The following is a 17,781-nucleotide window of genomic DNA, read 5'->3' as shown; positions in this document are numbered from 1 at the left end:
CTTATTTATTGCGGCGACGATCTCGACCCTTGTTGATCGCAGGGGCCGGCTTCTTTGGTCCTCCGCGTTTCTGGGCAGCTCCCTTTCCGCCTGGTCGGCCAACAGAGGACGCTGGCTTTCGAGGCGACGGGCGAGCGTCACTTTTGCTGGTCTCACCCTGATCGGGCGTGCTTTCTGCGGGATCGGCCTTCGGTCTTCGAAGTGGTCGCCGATTGGAATCCACGACCCGCTGTTTCTCCATCTGTTCCAGTTCCTGTTTCAGCTGGCCGATTTCCGCTGGACGCAGTTCTCGAAACTTCCCGGGGCTCAGGTATCCTATCCGCAACGGCCCGAATGCTATTCGTTCCAGCGTAATCACCTTGTGGCCGACCTTTGCGAGCAGCCGACGGATTTCGCGATTCTTGCCTTCCCGCAATTCCAGTTCCAGCATGACGCTTCGGCCTTTTCGCTTCAGCACTCGGACACCCCGAAAGCGAAAGAATCCGTCTGAAAAGTACATCCCTTCTCGCAGTTGCTTCAACGTGTCATTCGTCGGCACGCCTGCAACATGACATCGATATCGCCGAACGACCTCAAATCGAGGATGGGCCAGTCGCTCCGCTAAATCACCATCATTCGTGATCAGCAACAGCCCTTCGGTACTTTCGTCCAGCCGACCGACGGTAAACAAACGGCGTCCCTGCGAAGGGACCAGATCAATCGCCCGAGGCCGTCCCTGTGGATCCCGGCTGGTACACAGCACTCCTTTGGGCTTATTCAGCAGAAAGTACTTGTAGCGAGGCATCCTGAGCCGTTCGCCATCAAGGCGAATATCCTGAGATTCCGGATCCACCAGGGAAGCCGGATCCAGCACGGGTTGACTGTCGACTGTGACGCGCCCCGTACGAATGTACTCTTCGCAATTACGGCGAGAATCAACGCCTGCGGTTGCCAGAAACTTCTGCAGGCGCATGCGTTCACGATCATCTTCTACCGCTTCATCCGGACCCGCGTCAGATCGCATTCCCGGAAGGACCACACCTCGTTCCGGCGCGAAGGGCAGGATAGCTTCGTCTCTGTCTCCGGCTCTTGCGGCGCCGCGGCCTTTCGATGGGTCTCGACGAGGCGCTCTCTTTGCTGCGGGACGCGAAGGGCGCCCGGATGAGCCCGTTTTTTTGCGCGATCCTCCGGAGTTCGACGTGGAGGAATGTTTACGGCCCGGCTTTGAAGGACCCGAATTGGAATGGCGAGGCATTGTCACAGATCAAAAGAGAGATTCACTAACCAGGAGCCGCGAAGAACAATCCTCGCGGCAATCGGCTGATTATACCGGTCCTCGGACTGTGCACCGAGAACCCTCTTTCGAATTCCCACCAGAAAGCGAAAACCTGGTGCCAACTACGCCGCGATCTGTTTGCGCGTGATGGGGATCGTGTGAGAAGTGCGAGTGAGTCGCTTGCGGCGTGTCCCCAGGGCCAGAAACGCGGGAAGCAGCACAAGATCACCAATCAGGGCCGTCGACAACAGACAAAACATCAACACGCCAAAACGCATCGTCGGACGAAACGGCGACAGTCCCAGAGCCAGCAACCCTGTTCCGGAAATGATGGCGGAGCAGATAATGGGCATACCCGTATGCATCAACGCCCGACGAACCGCCCGGTAGCGACACTTCGTCGAACGGAAACAGTCCTGATAGCTGAACAGGAAATGAAATGTTCCGTCGACAGCCAGGCCCAGCGCGATACTCGCGGTCATCATGATACCGATATCGATCGGATAGTCGGCCCATCCCAGAATCCCGAAGACCAGGAGAATCGGGGTCAAATTCGGGATCATCGCCACAAGTCCCGCCAAAGGAGACCTCAAAGCCACGACCATGACAATCGAGATCAGGATAAAGGCCGAAGAAAAACTCTTCCAGAACCCTTCAAAGATGTCCCCCTGAGCCTGTTCAAGCAGTGGTCCAAGACCTGTGAACTTGATGTCATGCCCGGCTGTCGATGCAATTAAACCCTCCAGCGTCTCGTGCATCTCGGAGGGCGAATCTTCATGCAATCGAATTGATATGCGCCAGAGGCGGCTGCCGTCGGCGATCAAGCCCTTCGATGCACTGCTGCCAGCCGAAGAGATCAGTCGGCTCACGGACAATTCCGTGTCGACAACGTCGGCCGGGAAGAAGTCGGCAAGTGACAAGGTATGACAAACGTTCGGATGCGACATCAGAGTCTCTTCGATACTCTGGATGGCCAGCAGTCGCGACACGAATGATGAATCTTCTCCTTTGAAATCCACCACCGCTTCAATACTGGTTGGGCTGGTCAAAGAGTTCTTCACCTGCAGAGTATCCTGCAGAACCGGATCATTCCCCGGAAGAAACTCCAGAGGATCAATCAGCGATCTCAGACTTCCCAGTCCCAGCGCACACACACAGGTCAGCACCAGTAGCGGCGTCAGAAATCGAGACGGCTGATTCAGTACGCGAACACCAAATCTTTCAAGCCACTCCTGACCAGTCCCGGTTTCAGGGGGCCGGTATTTCAGCGTCATCAGCACGCAGGGCGTCAGTCCAATGCCAACCATGAAGGAAATGACCGTACCGATGGCTGCAGCCTTGCCGAACACTGGTATCGGCCCGACATCAGACCAGACCAGACTGAGCAGGCCGATTACGGTGGTCAGAGCAGCGAAAACGCTTGGTCGAATCACAGAGGCCATCGCGCGGCCCAGCCCGTCTGGATAGCAGGCCGTGTGGTTATACTGACCAATAAAATGGATGGATGAAGCTGTGGTGAAGACCATCACCATCACCGGCAGCGAAGAGAGAATAAAATTCATCTCCTGCCCCAGAAAGTGCATCACAGACAAGGTGGTCTGAATGCTTAACACATTCGCCGCCATCAAAGCCAGTGAAATCTTCCAGCTACCTACGTTCAGATAAAGCAGAACACCGCAGATCACCAGCGTCAGACCAAACAGGGTCTGGGAACTTTCACGGCTTCCCAGCAGGTCCAGCTGTGAGGCGACTACGGGAGCACCCGCGACGATTGCGTTGCCAAGATCGCAGTAAGCCAGCTGACGGTGAATACCATCCAGCAACATGGCACGAGATGACAACTCGCGACTGTTCAGAACCAGCAACAATGTTTCCAGGTCGCCCTTCGGTGCCTTCAGCAGGTGGACAAGTCGGTCCTGAGCCGTTTGCCCATCTACGTCATTGGCCATCATCATTTCCGCCACTTGCTGACGAGTCCAGCAGGACGCAACCCCCTTCAAACCCTGAAGACGCGCCGCAAGGCTGTTCAATCGGTCTGCCTCCGGAAATGGCTTCTGGAAGGCTACAATAATCACTTCGTCCGCACCAAAGGTTCGGACAAACTCGTCGTAGTCGGTCCGGAGATCCGATTTTGCCGGCAGCCAGGTTTCGATATCGTTATTCGAAGGAAGCTTTTCGCCGTACCAGGTAAGAAAAGGCAGTGCAATCGCGCAGGCGACCAGCAAAGCCATCGAATGTCGGCGATAAAATTCTGAAACCATGCAAATGGGCCTGCTAAACGCACAAAGACAGGAAAGGCCTATTTGCTATCGAAGAATTTTGCTCCTTTGCGTGAAACCGTTCGTTGTTTCGGCATGTCTCGCTTCTGGGTTTGTTCTTTCAGGCAGGCACCGCCGGACAATCCAGAGCATCAGTGATCGTCCACACAGTCCCATTGTCGGAAACGATTCACCAGACCCTGCATCTTTTTGTGAAGCCCGAAAACCGCATGATCACTACAGATTCACAAGCATCGCTGGCATTGCTCACAGACCTCTATCAACTCACGATGGCCTACGGATACTGGTCCCGGGCGAAGGCTGAAGATACCGCCGTCTTTCATCTGTTCTTTCGACGGTCTCCGTTCAGAGGTGAATATCTCGTCACAGCCGGATTAAAACCTGTCGTCGATTTCTTGAGCACCTTTCGCTTCGATGCAGATGACCTGGCATTTCTGGAAACGATCGAAGGCAACGACGGAAAGCCGCTGTTTTCGATGGACTTCCTGGGCTACCTCAACACCATGAAGCTGTCGGTCGATGTGGATGCTGTTCCGGAAGGTACCGTGATGTTCCCACACGAGCCCCTGCTGCGGATCTCCGGACCAATTCTTCAATGTCAGCTGCTGGAGACAGCTCTGCTGAACATCATCAACTTCCAGTCTCTGATCGCGACGAAGGCATCACGTATTTGCCGAGCCGCGAAAGGACAGCCTGTGCTGGAATTCGGGCTGCGTCGAGCACAAGGCATCGACGGAGCACTGGCGGCAAGCCGGGCGGCGTACATCGGCGGCTGTGCTGCAACCTCGAATGTTCTTGCCGGAAAACGATTCGGCATTCCCGTCAAAGGAACACACGCCCACAGCTGGGTCATGTCATTTGATGACGAACTGACGGCATTTCGGGAATATGCAGCCGCGATGCCCAACAACTGCGTGTTTCTCGTGGATACCTACGACACCATCGACGGTGTTCGCCATGCCATCCAGGTGGGCAAACACCTGAAAGAAGCCGGCCACAAGATGGTTGGCATTCGCCTGGATTCCGGAGACCTGGCCAGCCTGAGTATCACAGCCCGACAAATGCTGGATGAAGCAGGCTTCGCTGATGCTGCAATTGTGGCCAGCAACGATCTGGATGAACGTCTGATCGAAAGTCTTCAAGCGCAGGGCTCACAGATCAACATTTGGGGAGTCGGAACGAAACTCGTCACGGCCTACGATCAACCAGCACTAGGGGGTGTCTACAAGCTCGGAGCGATTCGCAAAGCTTCCGCTGAAAATTCCACTGTGATCGAAGACTGGCAACACCGACTGAAGTTGTCTGAGCAGCCAATTAAGACTTCCACGCCGGGAATCCTTCAGGTGCGACGATTCCGCGACGCTCACGGTTTCTTTTCCGGAGACATGATCTGGAATCTGCTTCAGCCTGTTGCCAACGATGTTACCATCGTGGATCTGGCCAACCCGACGCGGTCTCATCGTATGAATGCCCAGGATTCCGGCGAAGATCTGCTTCAGCCGGTGCTTCGAAACGGCCAGGTCGTGGCAGACCTGCCTTCCCTGGACGAAGCTCGATCACGGGCTCAACGTGAATTACAACAACTTCACCCCCCGGTGCTGCGATTTGATAATCCCGAGCGTTATCGCGTCGGTCTGGAAGGCAGTCTCCATGATCTGAAATCCCGGATGATCGCTGAAGCGACCCCGTGATCGAATAACGCGACATCGATTCTCTGTCCAATCGATTTTCTGTCCGAAAGGAGTACCAAATGCCCCGGCATGCACTGATCATCGTCGACCTGCAGAATGATTTTGTTGAAGGCGGAGCCCTGGCTGTTTCGGGTGGCCTGGAACTGATTCCTCTGGCGAATCAATGGATGCCTCAGTTTGACGTGGTCATTGCCACTCAGGACTGGCACCCCAAAAACCATCAGAGCTTTGCCAGCCAGCATCCGGGAGTTTCGATCGGAGATGTTTTCGACCTGAATGGGCTTTCACAGGTCGCGTGGCCCGACCATTGCATTCAGAATTCCTTCGGGGCAAAACTGGTCGATGGCCTCAATCTTTCCCGCATCAACACAATCATTCAGAAGGGGACGGACCCCGAGATAGACAGCTACAGCGGGTTCTTTGACAATGGCCATCGAAAGGCGACCTGTCTTGCAGACTTTCTGCGATCGAACGACGTCGATCGCGTTTCTGTGATGGGTATCGCTACCGACTATTGTGTCCGCTTTACAGCACTGGACGCCGTCACGGCCGGATTTCAGACGACTCTGATTCTTCCTGGTTGCCGCGGCGTCGAGATGCAAACGGGCGACATCAAAGCTGCTGTCGAACAAATGGCCGCAGCCGGTGTCACCATCAGCCCCGAAACTCCTTAACCGAACTCCACACCAACGGTCCTCATTCTTGCCGACAGCCTTCCAATGAATCGCAACCTGATGATTTCGATGCTGGCCGAAAAGACAACCTGGGATGTTGTTGTCATCGGCGGTGGAGCAACGGGACTGGGCGCAGCCCTGGATGCCATTAGTCGTGGATATCGAACTATCCTGCTGGAAGCGGCGGACTTTGCGAAAGGAACTTCCAGCCGCTCAACCAAGCTGATCCACGGTGGCGTCAGGTACCTGCGATCCGGTCAGATAGGCATGGTGCGGGAATCTCTCCGCGAACGCACTCGGCTGTTAAACAATGCCCCGCACATCGTGCATCCACTGCGTTTTGTTATTCCGTCGTATCGCCGGGGTTCGCGATGGTATTACCTGGCCGGGCTGAAAGCTTATGACTTTCTGGCTGGCAGAGATGGTCTCCGCAATTCCTGCTTATTGTCGGCTGAACAGGTGGCTCAATCCTTACCTACGCTCAGCACGCAGGGCTTGCGTGGCGGCGTTGCCTACTCAGACGGCCAGTTCAATGACGCCCGCCTTGCAATCAGTCTCGCCCAAACCATCGTCCAGAGCGGCGGCGTAGTTCTTAACTATTGCCCGGTAACCGAACTGATTCTGCTGGGCAACCGAATCAACGGGGTGGCCTGTCGTGACAACGAGTCTGGTCAAGTATTTCAAGTTCGAGCGAAAGTTGTGGTCAACGCCACGGGTGTCTTTGCCGATTCTATGATGAATCTGGACCTCTCTGAGTCCATTTCAAATCGCCCTCAGGTTGTTCCCAGTCAGGGATCACACATCGTGCTTAGCCGCGATTTCCTTCCGGGCAATGAGGGTCTCATGATTCCGGACACGGATGACGGTCGTGTCCTGTTTGCTATCCCGTGGGAAGGACACACCCTGCTTGGCACAACAGACCACCGTGTCGAACACATCTCTCTGGAACCCAAACCCGGCCGACATGAAATTGATTACCTGCTGGAACATGCGGGACGCTACCTTGTGCGAAAGCCTGGCGTTTCGGACATCCAGTCCATATTCGCCGGCCTGCGACCTTTACTGGGGCAACCAGGCGGGAAAAAGTCGACCGCCAACTTATCCAGAGAACACGATTTGCACGTCTCACCTGCGGGCCTGTTGACCGTCATCGGAGGTAAGTGGACGACCTATCGGAAGATGGGCGAAGAGGTCATCAATAAAGCAGCGACGATTGGCTCGCTACCACATGCAACGTCTCGTACAGCCACCCTGCCACTGCACGGGTCTTCTGCAGTCATCAACCATTCACGGCCCGACACTGCAACTCTGTCCGAGAACGATGTGACAGCAGCCGGAATCCCAAGTCTGGTTGATGAGGCTTCTTCGCGAAGTGATCTGCTGATTCCAGGCCTTCCGTATGTCAAAGCCCAGGTTGTTCAGGCCGTTCGTCAGGAAATGGCTCGAACCATCGAAGATGTTCTTTCACGACGTCTGAGAGCCCTCCTTCTGAATGCTCAGGCCGCAATAGATTCGGCACCCGTCGTAGCAAAGATCATGCAAACAGAATTGCAACAAACCGACAGCTGGCGGGTCCAACAAATCCGCGATTTCACCGAACTCGCGACGAGCTACCTGCCTCCCGTTTGAACATCAGGCGTCACAGAATCAAGAGCTTGCAATGCTAGTGATGACGCCGCCCCACTGTCTGCGATTCTGGACTTTTGCTGGATCCACCGGATTCATTGTGCTACTCCATGGTGATGGCAAGTGTTCCCGAGTTTCAATCGACGCTTTCCGGCTGCGTCGACATCCTGAAAACCCGAGTCAGAATGTCTTCTCGAATGAGATTCAGTGCTGGTACCACGATCAGCGTCAACACAGTGGCAAATAACAAACCAAACGTCAGCGTCACGGCCATTGGGATCAGAAACTTCGCCTGCATGCTGGTTTCGAACATCAGTGGCATTAATCCAGCAGCGGTCGTGAGCGTGGTCAGCAAGATGGCTCGCAATCGTTTCTTCGCGCCGTCGACACTGGCTTCATAAATCGGTAAACCTTCGCGAACTCGATGGTTGATAAAATCGATCAGCACCAGCGAATCGTTGACCAGAATACCTGCCAGGGCCACCATTCCGATGGCACTCAAAATGGTAAAGGTTTCTCCCGTGATCCAGTGGCCAAGCACTGCCCCGATGAAACCAAAAGGTATGGCGGCCATCACAACAAGTGGCTGCGTGTACGAACGAAACAATCCGGCCAGCATCCCGTAAATGATCAGAAACGCAACCGGGAAAGCGAACAAGAGTGAAGAAAATGACTTGCGGGTTTCTTCGGCCTGGCCGAGGTATTCGACGTTGATGCCCGGATACCGCGGGTAGATCTGTTCGCGAATTTCCTTTTGTATCTCCATCAGCGCGGCTGTTGTGCTGACATCGCCCGAATCATCGAACGATCCAACCACCTTCGCCGATCGTGTTTGCTGATAGCGATGAATTGTGGAATACCCAATGGTTGGTACGACTTCCGCAATTTCATCCATGGGGATCCAGCTTCTCTGCCCGGTTGGACCGGCAGACGGTATCCACATGGATTCGACGTTGAACGCGTCTTCCCGGAAACCGGCTGGGTACCTCACCATAATGCGCACGTCTTCCCGGTTGCGAGTGATGCGTCGTGCCTCCTGCCCGAACAAAGCGCCCCGAACATGCTGACCCAGCCCGCCAACAGTGATGCCGGTTGGGATAGCCGCTTCTCGCAGTCGCAATTGCAGTTCCTTCTTGCCCAGATCCAGACTGTCGTCCAGGTCGTATACACCCTCTTTGCCTGCTACCAGCTGTTTCACGTCTTCGACAGCCTTTGGCAACAGCGTGTCCGAAACACCGGAGACGCTGATTTCGATATCGTTTCCTCCGGGTCCCCCACTCATCGCCTGCCAGCGGACGGAATTCATACCCGTCAGATTTTCGCTGCAGAACTCCCGAAGTTCCTTCAACAAATCATTGCTCGACCGGGAACGCTGATCTGCCGGGCAGATTTCAACGACGACCTGTCCCAGATGACTCTGGTCTTCAAAACCAACGGAGCCTGCACCAGTGACGTCGTACTGTCGACCCGATATCGCCTGTACATTGATCACCTCCGGAAACCGCTGTTCATCCACCAGAAAATCGGTCAGCCGTTTCAACTGACCCTTCAGGCGATCTCCGGTGGTTCCGATCGGCATCTCCAGCGCGCAGATGATGGTTTCGCTGTCCATGTCCTGGATAAACTGCCAGCGCACAACGCCACCGACCAGCAATCCGAACGCCAGAATCAGGGCGGCCATCACACCTGCCATCGATACGTAACGCCAGGTCAGACACACTCGCAAGACCCGTTCATAAGGACGTTGCAGGATGTTCTGCAGAAGTCCTTCTTTCACCTGCTGCCCGATCACGCCGATGCGGTGAAACAGACCGTCTTTGGAAGGCACCCGCGCGGTGACGGACCCTTCACTGCTCGCGTCGCCTGAAACTTTCTGCAGCTTCCGGTGCATGGGCAGGTGTCTGAGGTGGGCTGGCAGAATAACCAGGGCTTCCAGAAGTGATATGGACAATGCCGAAATCACCACCAAAGGCAGCTGCCCCATAAAGTCGCCTATTTGCCCTCGAATAAAGAACAGGGGAACGAAAGCCCCGATTGTGGTGGAAACCGACACGATCACCGGCCACATCACTTCCTGCGCGCCATGGATCGCGGCCTGGAACGCTGGCATACCTTCCTCTACATGCCGATATACGTTTTCGCCGATGACGATCGCGTCGTCGACGATGATGCCCAGCACAATGATCAGACCAAACATGCTTAACAGGTTGACCGACGCACCCAGCAGCCACATGACAATAAACGTGCCCAGAAACGACACCACCAGACCACACGCGACCCAGACGGCCACGCGCCAGTTCAGGAACAGCAGCAGCGAACACAGAACAAGAATCAACCCAGCCTTTCCATTACGCACCATCAGGTCCAGACGGCCCTCAACAAAGCGAGCGATGTCCGTATGCAGTCGATATGTATAGATATCCGGAAAAGGCCGTTGCCGATGCTCCTCATAGATCTGGTGCAGATTTGGTCGGCCCAGCATCGCCTGAGCGCCGGATAATCCTGCGGATGGTCCCTGGTAGGGCTCGCCACTGCGAGCCGCCACGTACGTTTTCACTACCGCTGATATCTGGACAGCGTCTTCGGCTTCGGCTTTGAAGATAACACAGTTAACAAACGGCTTGCCATTGAATTCTCCTTTGACATCGTCATCGACAAACGCATCAAACACATCGGCGATGTCCGACAAATGGATCAATCGACCAGACGAATCAGACCGGACGACGATGTCGCGCAGATCCCGGGCGTTTTGCTCTTCCCCCATCGTTCTCACCGCGATGGTACTGCGTTCGCCCTTCAGTTGTCCGCCGCTGATGTCAACATTTGTAGCACGGATCGCACTCGCCACTTCTTCAAACGTTATGTCGTACTGAACAAGCTTGTCGGGTCGTACATCGACATAGATCTCATCGTCCCGGATGCCATCCAGCTGCACTCGACTGACACCCGGCAGTTTCAGCAATTCATCACGCAAATCCTGAGCCGCGTTCTTTAACGCGGACTCGCTGGCTTCACCATAAATGGCGATGCTGATCACAGGTAACTGCGGTTCCACCTTTCGGATGCTGATCTTTTCCAGATCAGCGGGAAGATCACCGATCGAGTCGACTTCGTTACGCACTTCCTGAAGCACAGCGTCAACATCATCAACAGACTGCATCAACGTCAGCGTCGTGAAGCTGATGCTCTCTCCGGCCTGGGATTCGATTTTCTCGATACCTTCGATACTGCGAACCGCTTCTTCGATCTTGATCGTCACGGCCTTTTCAATGTCTTCCGGCTGTACCCCCGGATAGAAAGCGGAGACCAGCAAGCCTTTCGGACGTGATTCCGGAAACATCTCACGTTGCAAAGTGAACGCAAACACAAATCCGGCTGCCAGAATCACCAGCATCAGCATGTTGACCAGAACCGGATTGCGCACGCTGTAAGATGGCAGCGACATGGATTCTCTGTTTCCTGGAAGGCTGTGCCTGTTACTGGCGGATGACTAAACCGTAGGACTACGGTTCGTATATTACCGGAAAGTCCTTTGTCGATGTGCTTACCGGCTATCGTGACGCTGAAAGTCAACGGGGGTTCGGATCGATACCCGGCTTTCCGCGGGAAAAGCCAGACACCGTCGGACCCGGTACGATCTGAATGATGGCGACTGAAAACGGTATTCAACAGTCCGTTTTCTGCGTCAGATGAAAATCTCAGAAGTCGTGTTCGAACACGACGCGTGGCCGCCAATGCCGGATGGCTGGCAGCGGTGCCTGGCGAGTCGTACTTCGCCGGCAGCACATTTCCTGCGGGCTGCATCTGCCGGAACTAATCGCCGGCGATCAGTTCTCTGATTGTCGTTGCCTCATGATCGGCCAGCGGAATAGGTCGACCAATATTACTGAGATTTGTGGACGCCGGGTCCAGCCCCAGAGCGGAGCAAATCGTGGCCATCAGGTTGGGCACAGACACTGGAGTCTGTGTAATCTCCATGCCATCTTCGCTTGTCGCACCGTAAACCTGACCACCCCGGATGCCGCCGCCACCAAGCACGGTGGACCAACTTCCCGGCCAGTGATCCCGGCCGGTGTTCTCGTTGATTTTAGGTGTGCGTCCAAATTCTCCCATCCAAACCACCAAAGTCGATTCGAGCAGTCCTCGTTGTTCGAGATCGCTCATCAGGGTCGCCCAGGCCGGGTCAAGAATCTCACACAAGGCTTTTACAGAATCAAAATTGTCAGCATGCGTGTCCCAGCCTGCTCCTGGATTTGCATCAAGCCCGTTTAATGTGACTTCGACAAAAGAGACCTGATGTTCGATCAATCGCCGCGCCAGCAGGCAGCCCTGACCAAATGCGTTGCGACCATAGGCGTCCCGCAGAGACTCATCCTCCTGGCTGAGATCGAAAGCTCCTACGGCACTGGATTTCATCATACGAACCGCCTGATCGTACGACTGCAGATGGCTGACGCCCGGATTGTCCGGTCGGGCCGACAGGAATCGATGTTCCATTCCTGCCAGCAGACTTAACCGGGCGTCGACCTGCGCTGATGACACAGCCTCCGGGACCTTCAGATTCTGTACTTCAAATGAGACTTCATTCATTGACGGCGCGGTGCCATCGCCGGGTGGCTGATCTGACTGGCTCGCACGTTCCTGCTGAGCTGCAACAACAAGCGGAGACCAGGCAGGGCCAAGAAAGCCCGGGCCATAGGCCAGCGGACTGAACGCTCGAAAGGGGCTAATGCTGACGTAGGACGGCAGATCGCATTCCTGTTGCCGAAGTTCCTTTCCCAGAAACGCACCCATCGCCGGATACTGAACGGGCCCCTGCGGCAAATAACCCGTTCGCATGTAGTAGGTTGCGCGCTGGTGGTCGCCTTCCCGAGTCGACATGGACCGGATCGGGGCGAGCGACTTCATATGCTGTGCGACCTTTGGCAGGTTCTCTGCTATCCGAATCCCGCTCACTGCCGTTTCAATACTCTTGGTCGGACCTCCATTTTCGTTCCCTGGTTTCGGATCAAAGGTTTCCATCTGGCTGGGTCCTCCCGACATCCACAGCAGGATGCACGATCGACGAGGTTTTGCCACACCGACTGAAGTCGCCGCAGCCAACTGGCTCAACCACCCGGATCCGGATGCGCCCAGAAGCGACAGGCCTGCGTATCGAGCAAACTGGCGTCTCGTCATGAACGAATGCATGCTACTTCCCTTCCTGATCGCGTTTTTTCTTCATTGCCAGCAACCGCGAAGTCGTGCTGCCATCATCGCCCGCCGGTGCAGACGAGTTTTGATCCGGCTTTGGCTGTGATCCTGTTCCTGTGTTCGCTTCGGACGGCTTTTGGGCAGCTGTCGGCCTGGGCATGCTGGGTCGCGGCATCATGGGTCGTTCTGGCTGGGCCGGACGCGGACGTGATCCTTCGTCTTTTCTGCCTGCCAGGCTGGATCGTACTTCGCCCGTCTTTTGCAGTAACTGGCCCAGTGTCGCGGTCGACTCCTTCCTGCTGCGTCTGAACAGCCTCGCGATCCACATGATATCAATCTGAACACGCCTGATTGCGACATCCAGTGGCACCATGCATGCCAATGCCATCAGGAACCAGTCAAATACGGGTCGGCTGCTGCGCTTGGGTTTTCGTTCGCCAAAGATCCTGTTTGCCAGTTCTTCGACATTCTCATCCACCACCAGTTCTTCGCCGCCGGTTCGTTCTGCGATTTCACGGAGGACAATAGGGTTTGCCCGAAAACGGAGATATTCCGGTGAGTACGACACGATAAACCCGGCGTAAGCGGTTTCTTTTCGATCGGTCCCCACTGCACTGATTTGTACCTGGTATCGACCTTCACCCTTCAGTTCCATGGATGTCTGATAACGTCGAGGTGCTATCTGACGTACGCTTTGGGTGGTGTCAAAATTGTTGGGTCCCGTAACACTGACGGTGACATCCAGCAGACTCTCTTCCGGATGAAAATCCTCCACAACAACGACCCCTTCGTTGCCGTTGACGTAGGTGTAGACTCGAAGAAACTGTTCCCGTTTGACTCGACCCACGCGGGTAATCATCTGATTAACCATTTGCTGAAACTGATCCCATTTCAGCCAGTCATCACCCCAGCGTGTCGTCATATCCGAGGTAAAAGCTGCCGTGACGCCCAATCCATATCGCCACACAGCAAGAATGGGATCACTTTCTCCGTCTGTGATGGCAGCATCTTTGTCGGAGGATGGTGCGGAAAGAATGACGGTGGCTCGCGGGTCATCCTTCGGTGATGTCAGGACATATCCATGCAATTCCGGCGGCACGCCAATATCCCGAACCATTGGATCGACGTTCTCCAGCTCCGGCACAAATGTCCGCTTCTGAATCTGACTCCGTCGAAGAGTCTTGGCTTCTTTGACAAAGATTGATGGCAACTGATTCGGGTCTGACGGATAGTAGAATCGCCCTCCTGTGACGCCGGCGATCATTTCCAGCGTTCGCGTGTCTCCGTTGTGTGGAAACACAGCGACGGTCGAAACGGTGACCTGATTGTCGATGAACTGTTTGATGAGCTTATCGCTGGGTGGACTGGCGTCACCGTCAGAAATAATGATCATGTGGCGGCTGGCAGCGTCGCTGTCGACCAGTCCCTTCAATCCCATTTGCATCGTTGCCGCAAAGTCGGGCATGTCGCCTATGCTGGCGGCATTGATTTTTCGAGACAATTCACCATATTCGCTGGCCTTGGTCATCTCGAAGATCCATTCCTCACCCGACATGCCGTACGCCAGCGCGCCTACGAGATCTTCCGCATTCAGGACCTGAATGGCCCGCTTCGTTATTCGTTTTGCCCAACTGTTTCCGGCAGGAAACTCACAGGTATGAAGGATGATGGCCAGCGCGCCTTTGGGCAGGATTTTCTTGTTACTGATCTCCATCGAAATCGGCAGAGCATCTTCTATGACCGATCCCTGATAACCACCCGGGCCGAAACTGTTTGGCCCACCCACCATCAGGAACCCGACGCCGAGATTCCGGATCGCGTCGTGAAGTGACTGCATTTGAATGTTTGTGAGAGAATCAGCCGCAACGTCCGCGAATACCACGGCGTCGTATGGCATCAGAGACAGTGGATCCACGGGAAATTCCATGGCATTGCAGACTTCGACCTGCCGTTCGCCCTGCTGCAGAGCTTTTTGCATTGACGACCATTCCTGCGGGTTGCCCTGAGGATCCGTCACCAGCAATATCCGACCCGGACCATCGATAAAAAGGTAGTTGCGGACAACATTGTTTTCGGAACGATTATCAAAGGCCGCGGGGACTTCGATTCTTGCTTCGTACTCGTAGTACCCGGGCGTCTCGACCTTAATCGGAAAAGTATGCCTGCTTTTTCCCGGACCGAATTCGACTTCGCGGCGATCCAGAACTTCTTCGCCCTGTGCCAGCACCAGCGTGCCTTTTCCATTGGCCAGGGAGGTCAGGACCACCGACGCTTCATACGTTTCTCCCAGTCGAACAAATCGAGGTAAATCCAGTCGCTCCAGAAGTACTTCGTGCTGGTAGTCATATTCTATGGGTATCACATTCACTTCGACGTTGCGTGACTGCAGGTCATCGACCACGTCTTTCAGCTGTCCGATCGTTTCCGTCCCGTCGCTGATCAATACGATGCGGCCGTTGTTTTCTTCCGGAAGCATCGCCGCGCTCAGGGCCAGTGATTGTTCCAGATTGGTCGCATCCTGACTGACGCGTGAATTGATGAACTTCTGAAACGGAAACGACTCTCGGGGAGGATACTCGACTGCTGCCGTTCGCCCGAACACCACCAAACCGGCCTGATCGGTGACGGGCTTCTGCTCGGCTGTTGCCGCCACCGTCTCCATCGCCTGATTCCTGGCTTCATTCACGGAATCCGAGACATCAACTGTGTACACCACCGATACGACGTCACTTGTTCGCACTGTCCGTGGTTCGGCCAGCACCAGAATCAGAAGACCACAAATCATCAACCGACAAAAGGATGCAAACCCGCCACGAATGGCCGGTAATCCCGAATGACCGGCCGCCTGCATCCACCAGATCCAGGGTGTTACGACCACCAGTATAAAGGCCCAGGGTCGACCATATTCCAGATCAGGAACGGCTCCCCAGACTGGGCGCGTCCAGTCCAGAAACCCAGCAAGCGCTCCGGGTTCTGATCCCCGGCGGGCAAAAGATGTTAAGCCTCGGAAAACTGCGGGAATGATCGACAGGCCGATAATGGCAAACAGCGCCGCGAAAACGACCAGAGGTATCGCCGAATACCACCCGACCGGCCGCCGGGCTGGAGGAACTATGCGCCGCAGAATTCGTTGCCAGGTCTTCACGGTGTGAGCTCCACTAATCGATGATTCCCTGTATCGCCTACCAGAATCCTGCCATCAGACAAAACGGCGATCGCCCACGGTGTGTAAAACCCGTCCACGCCTCGGCTTGGTTTTCCGAACCGTCCTTCTATGGTTCCGTCGTCGTGCATAATAGTGACGCGTGAACCTTTATTCTCCACGACAAACATCCGACCGTCCGGCAAAACTTTCAGATCGTAAGGATACGCCAGCGGTGCGGATGCCGGAGAAAGCTCTATCACTCGTTCAAAGTTCCCGTCATCTGTGAACACCTGAATTCGATTGTTGAAAGCATCCACCGCAAAGATCTTCTGGTCCCGCCATACGATTGCGCTCGGACGCTGAAACTGTCCTTCGTCGGTTCCATGAGATCCAAATTGACTGACGTAGGTGCCTTCCACGGTAAATTTCTGAATCCTCTGCTTTTCCCCATATTCACCAACGTAGAGGAATCCGGCCGGATCCTGAGCAATGGACACTGGAAAGATGAACTGACCGTCCTCATTGCCCTCTGTGCCAAACATGTAACTGACTGCACCTGACTCATCAGCATCGAAAATCACGACACGGTGGTAATGCGTATCAGCGACGGCAAGACGTCCGTCCAGCAGCTTGATAATCCCCTCCGCCCGTCCGATCGAGTATTCCGGCATGAACCAGCTTCTTAAGAGCTCTCCTTTGGGTGAGTACACCAGCACTCGCCCAGCGTCATCCAGAGCATAGACTGTGTCCGCTTCATCAGAATACAGTGCCCTCGGCGCCGGAAGATGATGACCATTTGCCGGAACTTTCCATGCATCAAACCGACGGAAGTGAAGCTGCGGATCAGCGGCCACGTCACCGCATCCACTGATAAACACCAAAACCATCAGCGCAATCAGATATGCAGCTTGTTCCGGGAGAATCGAACTACTTGCTGAGGGTTTTTGCATGCTTTCAGTCTTGATCAACAGCCAACCATTCTATTTTCACCCGATCTCCGGGCCCTAAGTTGCTGACTTCCACACGGTGCAGCAGGGATCGACCTTCCCCTGTTTGTGTGTTCACGATCGATGTTTCGGATCGGTGCCCTGAGTACCGCGTTTCGCTGATCTCCAGCAATGACGACGGATCCGGCCGTAGAATCACTCGTTCCGGGCGGATACCGACACTGTCTTCGGATATCTCCTGCTGCAACCACTTCCACGCTTCGCCAGCTGTGAACCAGTTTAACCTGCCAAGAAACTCTCCGGGTATTCGGTCGGGTGGATTGTCGTAGAGCGTTCTCGTCGGGCCATGATAGATGATTTGTCCCTCGTTGATACAAATGACTTGTTCGGATTCCCGGATCACTGCCTCGAGCTCGTGCGAAGAAAAGACCAGGCTAATTCCGTGTGTTTCTGTTATTTCTGTGATCACTTTCCAGTACTTTTCACGACGAGCCGGGTCGACGTGTGACAAAGGTTCATCCAGCAGCAGCATTTCTGCTCCGGATGCCAGAGCCCGGGCAATTGCCAGCCGGGATCGCTCACCTTCAGACAACTGTCCCGGGCGCGCCGTCTGACGCTGCTGCAGATCCATCCGGAAAAGCAATTCGTCTGTCGAAATCGCCAGTTTTTGCGATTCCAAAGCGTTTTCCAGAGTCGTCAGATGTTGCCTGACCGTCATGTGTGCCCATAACCCTCCGTTCTGAGGCACCCAGAAAAGGGGCAGGCTGCTATCCGTCCGGTCTCGCTTCAGATCCACCGTGCCACTATCCGGCACTTCAAATCCTGCCAGAACATTTAACAGCGACGTTTTCCCTGCTCCGGAATACCCGACAATTGCCGTCGATTGGTCCCTGATTTTCAGCGATACGTTATTCAGGCGAGGGCGATCACTCCCGGACAGAACCAGGTTCGTTACGGTGATTTGCATCGTT

Annotated in this window: 10 protein-coding genes; 3 read left to right on the top strand and 7 right to left on the bottom strand. The window is 54.9% G+C overall.

What is annotated here, in order from left to right:
- Position 1 precedes the first annotated feature (1 nt).
- Positions 2-1,003 carry a pseudouridine synthase gene (locus R3C20_11085; GenBank protein ID MEZ6041043.1) on the bottom strand — a complete coding sequence of 334 codons (1,002 nt, stop codon included), beginning with the start codon at positions 1,001-1,003 and terminating at the stop codon, positions 2-4.
- Between the two features lie 374 nt (positions 1,004-1,377).
- Positions 1,378-3,516, bottom strand: coding sequence for an MMPL family transporter (locus tag R3C20_11080; protein MEZ6041042.1), 2,139 nt, complete (start codon positions 3,514-3,516; stop codon positions 1,378-1,380).
- A gap of 227 nt (positions 3,517-3,743) precedes the next feature.
- Between R3C20_11080 and R3C20_11075 the strand changes: the two genes are divergently transcribed.
- Genes R3C20_11075 through R3C20_11065 form a run of 3 tightly spaced genes read left to right on the top strand, consistent with a single transcriptional unit; the run spans position 3,744 to position 7,528 of the window.
- On the top strand, positions 3,744-5,225 hold the full coding sequence (locus tag R3C20_11075) for a nicotinate phosphoribosyltransferase (GenBank protein ID MEZ6041041.1): 1,482 nt from the start codon (positions 3,744-3,746) through the stop codon (positions 5,223-5,225).
- Positions 5,226-5,284: 59 nt separating this feature from the next.
- Positions 5,285-5,899: a bifunctional nicotinamidase/pyrazinamidase gene (gene pncA, locus R3C20_11070; protein ID MEZ6041040.1), complete on the top strand. Its 615-nt coding sequence runs from the start codon at positions 5,285-5,287 to the stop codon at positions 5,897-5,899.
- 45 nt (positions 5,900-5,944) lie between these two features.
- A complete protein-coding gene (locus R3C20_11065; GenBank protein MEZ6041039.1) occupies positions 5,945-7,528 on the top strand; it encodes a glycerol-3-phosphate dehydrogenase/oxidase in 1,584 nt (527 codons plus the stop codon).
- Between the two features lie 133 nt (positions 7,529-7,661).
- Here R3C20_11065 and R3C20_11060 read toward each other — a convergent pair whose 3' ends face one another.
- The 5 genes from R3C20_11060 to R3C20_11040 all read right to left on the bottom strand — a co-directional run bounded on the left by R3C20_11060 (position 7,662) and on the right by R3C20_11040 (position 17,777).
- A complete protein-coding gene (locus R3C20_11060) occupies positions 7,662-10,970 on the bottom strand; it encodes an efflux RND transporter permease subunit (protein MEZ6041038.1) in 3,309 nt (1,102 codons plus the stop codon).
- Positions 10,971-11,338: 368 nt separating this feature from the next.
- On the bottom strand, positions 11,339-12,715 hold the full coding sequence (locus R3C20_11055; protein ID MEZ6041037.1) for a DUF1501 domain-containing protein: 1,377 nt from the start codon (positions 12,713-12,715) through the stop codon (positions 11,339-11,341).
- A gap of 1 nt (position 12,716) precedes the next feature.
- The gene (locus R3C20_11050) at positions 12,717-15,863 is read right to left on the bottom strand and encodes a VWA domain-containing protein (protein ID MEZ6041036.1); all 3,147 of its coding nucleotides are present in this window, start codon (positions 15,861-15,863) and stop codon (positions 12,717-12,719) included.
- Positions 15,860-16,813 carry a hypothetical protein gene (locus R3C20_11045; GenBank protein MEZ6041035.1) on the bottom strand — a complete coding sequence of 318 codons (954 nt, stop codon included), beginning with the start codon at positions 16,811-16,813 and terminating at the stop codon, positions 15,860-15,862. Before R3C20_11045 ends, R3C20_11050 begins: the two co-directional genes overlap by 4 nt.
- A gap of 4 nt (positions 16,814-16,817) precedes the next feature.
- On the bottom strand, positions 16,818-17,777 hold the full coding sequence (locus R3C20_11040) for an ATP-binding cassette domain-containing protein (protein ID MEZ6041034.1): 960 nt from the start codon (positions 17,775-17,777) through the stop codon (positions 16,818-16,820).
- Between the last annotated feature and the right edge of the window lie 4 nt (positions 17,778-17,781).

This window comes from Planctomycetaceae bacterium (genome assembly GCA_041398825.1).
Classification (GTDB): Bacteria; Planctomycetota; Planctomycetia; order Planctomycetales; family Planctomycetaceae; genus F1-80-MAGs062.
This window is presented reverse-complemented; position numbering and strand designations above follow the sequence as displayed.

What these genes read in the sequence shown, in the direction of transcription:
- R3C20_11085 (MEZ6041043.1), bottom strand. Translation starts at nt 1,003, where the DNA reads ATGCGATCTGACGCGGGTCCGGATGAAGCGGTAGAAGATGATCGTGAA.
- R3C20_11060 (MEZ6041038.1), bottom strand. Translation starts at nt 10,970, where the DNA reads ATGTCGCTGCCATCTTACAGCGTGCGCAATCCGGTTCTGGTCAACATG.
- R3C20_11045 (MEZ6041035.1), bottom strand. Translation starts at nt 16,813, where the DNA reads ATGCAAAAACCCTCAGCAAGTAGTTCGATTCTCCCGGAACAAGCTGCA.
- pncA (MEZ6041040.1), top strand. Translation starts at nt 5,285, where the DNA reads ATGCCCCGGCATGCACTGATCATCGTCGACCTGCAGAATGATTTTGTT.
- R3C20_11055 (MEZ6041037.1), bottom strand. Translation starts at nt 12,715, where the DNA reads ATGCATTCGTTCATGACGAGACGCCAGTTTGCTCGATACGCAGGCCTG.
- R3C20_11065 (MEZ6041039.1), top strand. Translation starts at nt 5,945, where the DNA reads ATGAATCGCAACCTGATGATTTCGATGCTGGCCGAAAAGACAACCTGG.
- R3C20_11040 (MEZ6041034.1), bottom strand. Translation starts at nt 17,777, where the DNA reads ATGCAAATCACCGTAACGAACCTGGTTCTGTCCGGGAGTGATCGCCCT.
- R3C20_11080 (MEZ6041042.1), bottom strand. Translation starts at nt 3,516, where the DNA reads ATGGTTTCAGAATTTTATCGCCGACATTCGATGGCTTTGCTGGTCGCC.
- R3C20_11075 (MEZ6041041.1), top strand. Translation starts at nt 3,744, where the DNA reads ATGATCACTACAGATTCACAAGCATCGCTGGCATTGCTCACAGACCTC.